Below are 8,163 nucleotides of genomic sequence, written 5' to 3'. Positions count from 1 at the left end.
ATCGAGCAGACGACCACGACGTTGTCGGCGTGGTCGCGCATCACCTCCAGCTCGTACTCCTTCCAGCCGAGGATCGACTCCTCGAGCAGCACCTCGGTGGTGGGGCTCTGGTGCAGGCCGTCTCCTACGATGCGGCGGAGTTCGGTCTCGGTGTAGGCGAAGCCGGAGCCGAGGCCGCCCATCGTGAACGACGGGCGGACGACCAGCGGGTAGCCGAGGTCGAGGGCGTACTCCACGGCCTCGTCGACCGTGTGCGCGATGAAAGAGCGGGCGACGTCGGCGCCGGCATCCAGAACGAGTTGTTTGAAGATCTGACGGTCTTCGCCCTTGTTGATCGCCTCGAACGAGGCGCCGATGAGCTCGACGTCGTATTTCTCGAGAATTCCGTGGTTGTGCAGGTCGATGGCTGCGTTGAGCGCGGTCTGGCCGCCGAGCGTCGGAAGGATCGCGTCGGGTTTCTCCTTGGCGATGATGGTCTCGATGACCTGCCAGGTGATGGGCTCGATGTAGGTGGCGTCGGCGAAGTCGGGGTCGGTCATGATCGTGGCCGGGTTGGAGTTCACGAGGATGACGCGCACCCCCTCCTCTCGCAGCACGCGACAGGCCTGGGTGCCCGAGTAGTCGAACTCGCACGCCTGGCCGATGACGATCGGGCCGGATCCGATGACGAGGACGCTCTTGATGTCTTCCCTGCGAGGCATTACTGGTTCTCTCCGTTGATGATGGTGTGGATCTCTGTCTCGGGCTCACCCGAATCGATCGCGAGCACCATGTCACGGAAGCGATCGAAGAGGTACATCGAGTCGTGCGGGCCGGCCGCGGCCTCGGGGTGGTACTGCACCGAGAACGCGTCGATGTCGAGGCAGCGGATGCCCTCCACCACGTTGTCGTTCAGGCTGAGGTGACTCACCTCGACCCGGCCGAAGCCGGCCGGGCTGTCGACGACGCCCTCGCGCGGCGCATCCACGGCGAAGCCATGATTCTGGCTGGTGATCTCGACCTTGCCGGTGGTCTTGTCGAGCACGGGCTGGTTGATTCCGCGGTGGCCGAAGGGCAGCTTGTAGGTCGAAAACCCGAGTGCGCGACCGAGCAGCTGGTTGCCGAAGCAGATGCCGAAGTACGGAATCTTCTCGGCGAGCACGTCGCGAAGCAGTTGCACATGGCGTTCGGATGCCTCCGGGTCGCCGGGGCCGTTGGAATAGAAGAGGGCGCTCGGCTTGAGCGCCACGACGTCGTCGGTCGTGACCGACTCGGGAAGCACGACCACGTCGAAGCCGCGCTGTGCGAGGTAGCGCAGGGTCGACGTCTTCACACCGAGGTCGAGCACCGCGACGCTGCCGATGCGCTCTCCGACGGCGTCGATCGTGTACTGCTCGCCAGTCGAGACCTCGCTCGAAAGATTTCGGCCGGCCATGTCTTCCGCTTCCCGCACGATGGCGAGCTGTTCCGAGTCGCTCAGGCCGAAGTCGTCGCCCGAGAAGATGCCGGCGCGCATGGCGCCGAGGGAGCGCAGGTGCCGGGTGATGGCCCGGGTGTCGACTCCCGAGATGCCGACGATGCCGCCCGAGACGAGGTCGTCGTCGAGACTGCGGGTGGCCCGGTGGTTCGAGACCACGCGGGATGGGTCGCGCACGACGTAACCCGCGACCCATATCTTGGCTGACTCGAGGTCGTCGTCGTTCGTGCCCGTGTTTCCGATGTGCGGCGCCGTCTGCAGCACGATCTGGCCGGCGTACGACGGATCGCTGAGGGTCTCCTGGTATCCCGTCATGCCGGTGGCGAAGACCGCCTCGCCCAGGGTGCGACCACGTGCGCCATAGGCGCGCCCGGCGTAGCGTCTGCCGTCTTCGAGAACGAGGACGGCGGGTTCTGTTGAGATCACGCGAGGGATCCTTCCTGGTCGGGGGTGGAGAAGCCGTCTGGCGGCGACAGTGCGGTGATGGCCTCGATGAGGCGGGAACTCCGGTCGGGATCCTCGATGCGGAAGAAGCTCTCGACGTCGGCCGCGGCCGTCGCGTGCTCGGACTCGAGCGTCCAGTCGAGGCGCACGAGACCGCCTTCCTCGACGACGCGGTCGATCGTCCACGTCGACGTGCCGACGGAGCGGACGCGGTCGGGCGCGATGAACACCTTCGGCTCGCCGGTGACCGCCACGAGGATGCCGGCGTCGAAGACGGAGACCGCCACGCGCCCGCGAAAGCCGAGGCCGGCAAGCGCCACCCGGTCGAGGGGCGCGCCGGCTGTCGTCGTCGACACGTAGAGGCCGGTGACGGCGAGGCGGAGCTCGCCGAGCAGCTCGTCGGATGGCACGGCCGCGGTCGCCAGTGCGGACTGCCGGCGGCCGCGGGCACGCCAGCCGAGCACCATCAGGATCAAGAGCCCGATGACTCCGACGATGATGATCGAGCCGGGAAGGATCCTATCCACGACGCACCCCCGTCGCGGCTGCCGCGGCGGCCACCTCGCTCGCGTCGACGACGACGCCGTCGATCACGGTCGCGTAGCCCCGGTGCAGGGTGTGACGCACCGAACCGGGAAGCGTCATGCCGAGGTAGGGCGAGTTGTGGCTCCTGCCGGCCAGGGAGTTCCGCGAGAAGGTGCTCGACGCCGCCGGGTCGACGAGCACGAGGTTGGCGCGCGAACCGACCGAGAAGTCGTGGCTGTGATCGGCCAACCTGCCGATCTTCGCCGGGGTCTCCGACAGCACGCGGGCCACATCCGACCACTGGAACAGGCCCGTGTCGACCATCGCGGCCTGCACGACCGAGAGCGTGGATTCGAGGCCGACCATGCCGAACGACGCGTGGTCCCACTCGCAGTCCTTCGACTCCTCCGGGTGCGGCGCGTGGTCGGTGGCCACGATGTCGATCGTGCCATCGACCAGGCCCTCGCGGAGTGCTCGCACGTCGTCGTCGCGGCGCAGCGGGGGGTTCACCTTGTAGCGCGCGTCGTAGCTGCGGATCAGCTCCTCGGTGAGCAGCAGATGATGGGGAGTGACCTCGGCGGTCACGTCGATGCCCCGGGCCTTCGCCCAGCGCACCACGTCGACGCTTCCGGCGGTCGAGAGGTGGCAGATGTGCAGGCGGGCGCCGACGTGCTCGGCGAGCAGCACATCGCGGGCGATGATCGACTCCTCGGCGACCGCGGGCCACCCCTTGAGTCCGAGTTCGCTCGAGAGTGCGCCCTCGTTCATCTGCGCGTTTTCTGTGAGTCGGGGATCCTGTGCGTGCTGGGCGACGACGCCGCCGAAGGTCGTGACGTATTCGAGCGCCCGCCTCATCAGCAGCGAGTCGTGCACGCACTTGCCGTCATCGGAGAACACGCGAACGGCAGCGCGGGAGTTGGCCATCGCCCCGATCTCGGAGAGCCGCTCGCCCGCGAGCCCGACCGTTACGGCCCCGATGGGGCGCACGGTCGCGTAGCCGGCCGAATCTCCCAGGGCCTGAACCTGTTCGACGACGCCGGCCGTGTCAGACACCGGCATGGTGTTGGCCATGGCGAACACGGCGGTGAATCCCCCCGCAGCCGCGGCGCGGGTTCCCGAGAGCACGGTCTCGCTCTGCTCGAATCCGGGTTCGCGAAGGTGCGTGTGCAGGTCGACGAGACCCGGCAGCGCGACCAGGCCCGCGGCATCCAGAACGCGTGTGCCCGACGGTGCCGTGAGTGTGTCGCCGCGCTCGGCGATCCGGCCACCTGTCACGAGCAGGTCGGTCGTCGTTCCATCGGGCAGCGTCGCGCCGCGAATGAGGGTCGTTGTCATGATCTGGCCTCCCGGTCGCCGGACAGCAGTGAATACAGCACGGCCATGCGGATCGACACCCCGTTGGCCACCTGTTCGATGACGGTGGACTGGGGTGAATCGGCCGCTCGAGACGAGATCTCGAGTCCGCGGTTCATGGGGCCGGGGTGCATCACAATGCTATCGGGACGGAGCGCCAGGAGCCGTTCGTCGTCGAGCCCCCACTGGCGCGAGTACTCTCGGGTCGTCGGAAAGAAGGCGGCGTTCATGCGCTCCTGCTGGATGCGCAGCATCATCACGACGTCGGGCCTCACCTCGGCGAGGGCTACGTCGAGGTCGTAGCGGATGTCCGCCGGCCAGGTCGACGCTCCGACCGGAACCAGGGTCGCGGGGGCGACGAAGGTGACGTGGGCGCCGAGGGTCTCGAGGAGCCAGAGGTTCGACCGAGCCACACGGGAGTGCAGGACATCGCCCACGATCATGACGCTCACCCCGTCGAGGTCACGGTCTCTCGCAGCGTCGCCGTGGATGCGCCGCCTCATCGTGAACGCGTCGAGCAGTGCCTGCGTCGGATGCTCGTGGGTGCCGTCTCCGGCGTTGACCACGCCGGCGTCGATCCAGCCGCTCTGCGCGAGCACTTGGGGTGCACCCGAAGCGGAGTGCCGGATGACGACTCCGTCGGCGCCCATGGCGGCGAGGGTCTGCGCCGTGTCTTTCAGGCTTTCGCCCTTCGACACGCTCGAGCCCTTGGCGGAGAAGTTGATGACGTCGGCCGAGAGGCGTTTGGCCGCGACCTCGAACGACGTACGCGTGCGGGTCGAATCCTCGAAGAAGAGGTTTACGACGGTCCTGCCGCGCAGGGTCGGAAGCTTCTTGACCTCGCGATTCTGCACCTCGCTCATGTCTTCCGCGATGTCGAGCAGGCCGATCGCGTCGTCGCGGCCCAGATCGCGGGTCGACAGGAGGTGCCTCATGCGCCGGCTCCCGTCGCGAGATCGATGCTGACCTCTTCGCTGCCGTCGATCTCGGTCAGCCGCACGTTGATGCGCTCGTCGGTCGAACTGGGCAGATTCTTGCCCACGAAGTCGGCCCTGATGGGCAGCTCGCGGTGTCCGCGGTCGACGAGCACGGCGAGACGCACGGCGCGGGGCCGGCCCAGGTCGCCGATGGCGTCGAGGGCGGCCCGGATGGTGCGACCGGAGTAGAGCACGTCGTCGATGAGCACGACCGTCTTTCCGTCGATGCCTCCCGCGGGAACGCGCGTGCGGTGGGGCGCCCGCGTGGGGTGGTGGGCCAGGTCGTCGCGGTGCATCGTGACGTCGAGCGAACCCACGAGGTCGGCCGGTGCACCGGGCTCGATCTGCCGGATCTGGGCGCCGATCCTGTCGGCGAGAATGACGCCGCGGGTCGGGATGCCCAGAATCACGAGGTCGCCGGCTCCACGGTTGGACTCGAGGATCTCGTGGGAGATCCGAGTCAGCGCCCGGGCGATGTCAGAGTTCTGCAGCACGATTCGAGCCACGATTCTGACCTCCTTCCCCGTCTCACAGGACGGATGGTTAAAGGATGTCTGTTGCCACCCCGAGCCTAGCAGCCGGGTCGGAGTGCGTTCAGCCCTTGGACTGCTGTACGCGTCCGAGGATGCCGTTCAGGAAGCCGCCGGAGTCATCGGTGCTGAGCAGTTTGGCCGCGTCGACCGCCTCGTTGATCGCCACCCCGTCGGGAACGTCGTCGTTGAAGAGCACCTCCCAGATGCCAATGCGAAGGAGGGCTCGATCGATGATGGGCATTCGGGCCAGAGTCCAACCCTGGGCGTAGGTCTCGATGAGTTCGTCGATCTCGTCGCCGTGGTCGACGATGCCGTCGATGATCTCACGCGCGTAGAGCCACGAGGCCTCTCGAGCAGGTTCGCTGAGGGCCCGGGTGGCCTCGGCGGCCAGGGCCTCGTTGATCGAGATCTGCCGCACATCGGCGGCGTAGAGCACGTCGAGGGCGCGCTTTCGCGCTTTGGTGCGTGCGCTCATTGCGGTTGCCGGTCCGAAGTCAGTCGTTCACGCGGCCGAGGTAGTCCCCCGTGCGTGTGTCGACCTTGACTCGGGTGCCCTGCTCGAGGAACAGCGGAACCTGGATCTGGTATCCGGTCTCGACGGTGGCGGGCTTCGTTCCACCGGTGGAGCGGTCGCCCTGGAGTCCCGGCTCGGTGTAGGTGATCTCGAGCGTGACGGAGGCGGGCAGCTCGACGTAGAGGGGCAGGCCCTCGTTGAGGGCGACCGTGACGGCCTGGTTCTCGAGCATGAAGTTGGCGGCGTCGCCGACGACTGCCTCGGTCACGGTCAGCTGGTCGTAGTCCGCGGTATCCATGAAGACGAAGTCGTTGCCGTCTTTGTACAGGTACTGGAAGTCACGGCGGTCGACGTTCGCGGTCTCGATCTTGGCGCCGGCGTTGAAGGTCTTGTCGACCACCTTGCCGGTGAGCACGTTCTTCATCTTGGTGCGCACGAAGGCACCGCCCTTGCCCGGCTTGACGTGCTGAAAGTCGATGACAGCCCAGAGCTGGCCGTCGATCTTAAGGACGGCGCCGTTTCTGATGTCGCTGGTTGAAGCCATGGAAGAACTGTTCCGTTCGAAAAGGAGAATTGTGCGGGCGTGGAAAATGACCCTCAGTGAGTGTACCGTCCCCCGGCTCGTGGCCTAGTTGAAGCCGAGGACCGCCTTGAGCGCCAGCCGGTAGGAGTCGAAGCCGAAGCCGGCGATCACCCCCGTCGCCACGGAGGAGATGACACTCGTGTGCCGGAACGTCTCGCGGGCGTGCGGATTGCTGATGTGCACTTCGATCAGGGCGAGGCCCGCCTTGGTGACCAACGCCGCGGCGTCGCGCAACCCATAGCTGTAGTGCGTGAACGCGGCAGGGTTGAGGATGACCGGGCGCGAGGTATCGACCGCCTCGTGCAGCCAGTGGATCAGCTCGCCCTCGTCGTCGGTCTGACGCACCTCGACGGTTGCGTTCTCGGCTGCGTCGGCGACGAGCACGCGGCGAAGCGCATCGAGGTCCTGGGATCCGTAGACATCGGGTTCCCGGCTGCCGAGTCGGCCGAGGTTAGGTCCGTTCAGCACGAGCACAGTGGTCATGACGCACAACTCTAGCGACGAAGAGACGAGCGCGCCTTCATCATGCGCACGCCGTCGTCATGCACGAGATAGATCGCGAAGACATCGACCTCCTCGTCGTGAGCCGCGGCGTGCAGGCCGTCGGCCCACAACTCGTCGAAACCGTGGGCTCTCTCTTCGCCTGGGCGTTCGAGGGCGAACAGGACGCTGCCGCCCGGCCCGAACTCGTCGAGAACCTGACCCAGGCTCGACACGATCGAACGCAATTCGTCGTCTGCCGGGCTGGCAGGGATTCCGTCGATCGGGATGACGATGGGCAGCTGCATGCCATCGGCGTCGAGGAGGAAGGCCCAGAGCTGACGCCGCAACGCCGGACCGAGAGTGCTCGCGAGCAGCTCTCGTGCGTCGGCGTCGCTGGCGATGATCGCGTCTGGAGTGGGACTCGAGGGGGTGAAAGTGGTCATGACGACACTGTCGCGGTTTTCAGGGAAACGGGTTCTTACTTCTCCCCAGCAAGACGATCCTGTCCTGCACAGGGCGAGTCAGGAGCCGATCTCCTGGTACGCCGCGAAGAGGAGTGACGTCTCGGGGCCGGCAAGCACGGAGGGTTTCGCCACGTCGTCGAGAACGATGAATCGCAGCATCCCCGCGCGGGCCTTCTTGTCGCGCCGCATGGTGGCCAGAAGCGTCTGCCACCGGCCGACCGGGTAGCTGACGGGGAGGGTCAGCGATGTCAGAATGCGCCGATGACGCTCGACGACCTCGTCGGACAGCGACCCCGTGAGTCGACCCAGTTCGGCGGCGAACACCATTCCCACGGAGATCGCCGCCCCGTGCCTCCACTGGTAGCGCTCGGCGTGTTCGATCGCGTACCCGAGCGTGTGGCCGTAATTCAGGATCTCGCGGAGCCCCTGCTCGGTGAAATCGTCGCCGACCACCCGCGCCTTCATGGCGATGGAGAGCTCGACGACCCGCCGGAACTCCGGAGTCGACGGATCAGTCGCGACGTCGATATCCGCCTCGAGAATGTCGAGGATCTCCGGCTCGGAGATGAATCCGGCCTTCACGATCTCTGCGAATCCGGCGAGGATCTCGTTGCGCGGGAGCGTGTCGAACGTATCGAGGTCGCCGACGACGGCGCCGGGCGCGTAGAAGGTGCCCACGAGATTCTTTCCCTCGGCCGTGTTGATGCCGTTCTTGCCGCCCACGGCCGCGTCGACGAGACCGAGAACCGAGGTCGGCACCTGCACGAGGCGAACGCCGCGCAGCCAGGTCGCCGCAACGAATCCGGCGAGGTCGGTGATCGCTCCCCCGCC

At 66.8% G+C, this 8,163-nt stretch carries 10 protein-coding genes and 1 pseudogene; all 11 read right to left on the bottom strand.

Going from position 1 to position 8,163, the window contains the following annotated elements:
• Nucleotides 1-701: pseudogene (carB, locus tag ACE5CZ_RS08520) on the bottom strand (carbamoyl phosphate synthase large subunit); the annotation flags it as partial.
• On the bottom strand, nt 701-1,882 hold the full coding sequence (gene carA / locus ACE5CZ_RS08515) for a glutamine-hydrolyzing carbamoyl-phosphate synthase small subunit (protein WP_374946898.1): 1,182 nt from the start codon (nt 1,880-1,882) through the stop codon (nt 701-703). The pseudogene carB and the gene carA, both read right to left, overlap by 1 nt.
• Entirely contained in the window at nt 1,879-2,427 is a 549-nt protein-coding gene (locus tag ACE5CZ_RS08510; protein WP_374946897.1) for a hypothetical protein, read from the bottom strand. The genes carA and ACE5CZ_RS08510 overlap by 4 nt, the downstream gene beginning before the upstream one ends.
• Complete coding sequence (locus ACE5CZ_RS08505; protein ID WP_374946896.1) at nt 2,420-3,760, bottom strand: dihydroorotase; 1,341 nt, start codon at nt 3,758-3,760, stop codon at nt 2,420-2,422. The genes ACE5CZ_RS08510 and ACE5CZ_RS08505 overlap by 8 nt, the downstream gene beginning before the upstream one ends.
• Nucleotides 3,757-4,713 (bottom strand): aspartate carbamoyltransferase catalytic subunit, encoded by a 957-nt coding sequence (locus ACE5CZ_RS08500; RefSeq protein WP_374946895.1) that lies wholly within the window; start codon nt 4,711-4,713, stop codon nt 3,757-3,759. Before ACE5CZ_RS08500 ends, ACE5CZ_RS08505 begins: the two co-directional genes overlap by 4 nt.
• Nucleotides 4,710-5,264, bottom strand: a complete 555-nt coding sequence (gene pyrR / locus ACE5CZ_RS08495) for a bifunctional pyr operon transcriptional regulator/uracil phosphoribosyltransferase PyrR (protein WP_374946899.1) — start codon at nt 5,262-5,264, stop codon at nt 4,710-4,712. The genes ACE5CZ_RS08500 and pyrR overlap by 4 nt, the downstream gene beginning before the upstream one ends.
• Before the next feature lie 85 nt (nt 5,265-5,349).
• Nucleotides 5,350-5,763 (bottom strand): transcription antitermination factor NusB, encoded by a 414-nt coding sequence (gene nusB / locus ACE5CZ_RS08490; RefSeq protein WP_374946894.1) that lies wholly within the window; start codon nt 5,761-5,763, stop codon nt 5,350-5,352.
• Nucleotides 5,764-5,782: 19 nt separating this feature from the next.
• Nucleotides 5,783-6,346 (bottom strand): elongation factor P, encoded by a 564-nt coding sequence (gene efp / locus ACE5CZ_RS08485; protein ID WP_044438393.1) that lies wholly within the window; start codon nt 6,344-6,346, stop codon nt 5,783-5,785.
• Between the two features lie 84 nt (nt 6,347-6,430).
• Nucleotides 6,431-6,868, bottom strand: coding sequence for a type II 3-dehydroquinate dehydratase (locus tag ACE5CZ_RS08480; protein ID WP_374946893.1), 438 nt, complete (start codon nt 6,866-6,868; stop codon nt 6,431-6,433).
• A gap of 11 nt (nt 6,869-6,879) precedes the next feature.
• Nucleotides 6,880-7,311 (bottom strand): hypothetical protein, encoded by a 432-nt coding sequence (locus tag ACE5CZ_RS08475; RefSeq protein WP_374946892.1) that lies wholly within the window; start codon nt 7,309-7,311, stop codon nt 6,880-6,882.
• Between the two features lie 78 nt (nt 7,312-7,389).
• Nucleotides 7,390-8,163 (bottom strand): 3-dehydroquinate synthase family protein (locus ACE5CZ_RS08470; protein ID WP_374946891.1); only part of this gene is annotated, 774 nt, incomplete at its 5' end.

Origin of the sequence: Agreia sp. (assembly GCF_964263775.1) — a bacterium.
Taxonomy (GTDB): Bacteria; Actinomycetota; Actinomycetes; order Actinomycetales; family Microbacteriaceae; genus Agreia.
Note: the sequence above shows the minus strand (reverse complement) of the source record. Positions and strands in the feature narration are given on the sequence as shown.

Coding starts and splice junctions, on each gene's coding strand:
- ACE5CZ_RS08505 (WP_374946896.1), bottom strand. CDS start 3,760: ATGACAACGACCCTCATTCGCGGCGCGACGCTGCCCGATGGAACGACG.
- ACE5CZ_RS08500 (WP_374946895.1), bottom strand. CDS start 4,713: ATGAGGCACCTCCTGTCGACCCGCGATCTGGGCCGCGACGACGCGATC.
- nusB (WP_374946894.1), bottom strand. CDS start 5,763: ATGAGCGCACGCACCAAAGCGCGAAAGCGCGCCCTCGACGTGCTCTAC.
- efp (WP_044438393.1), bottom strand. CDS start 6,346: ATGGCTTCAACCAGCGACATCAGAAACGGCGCCGTCCTTAAGATCGAC.
- ACE5CZ_RS08480 (WP_374946893.1), bottom strand. CDS start 6,868: ATGACCACTGTGCTCGTGCTGAACGGACCTAACCTCGGCCGACTCGGC.
- ACE5CZ_RS08475 (WP_374946892.1), bottom strand. CDS start 7,311: ATGACCACTTTCACCCCCTCGAGTCCCACTCCAGACGCGATCATCGCC.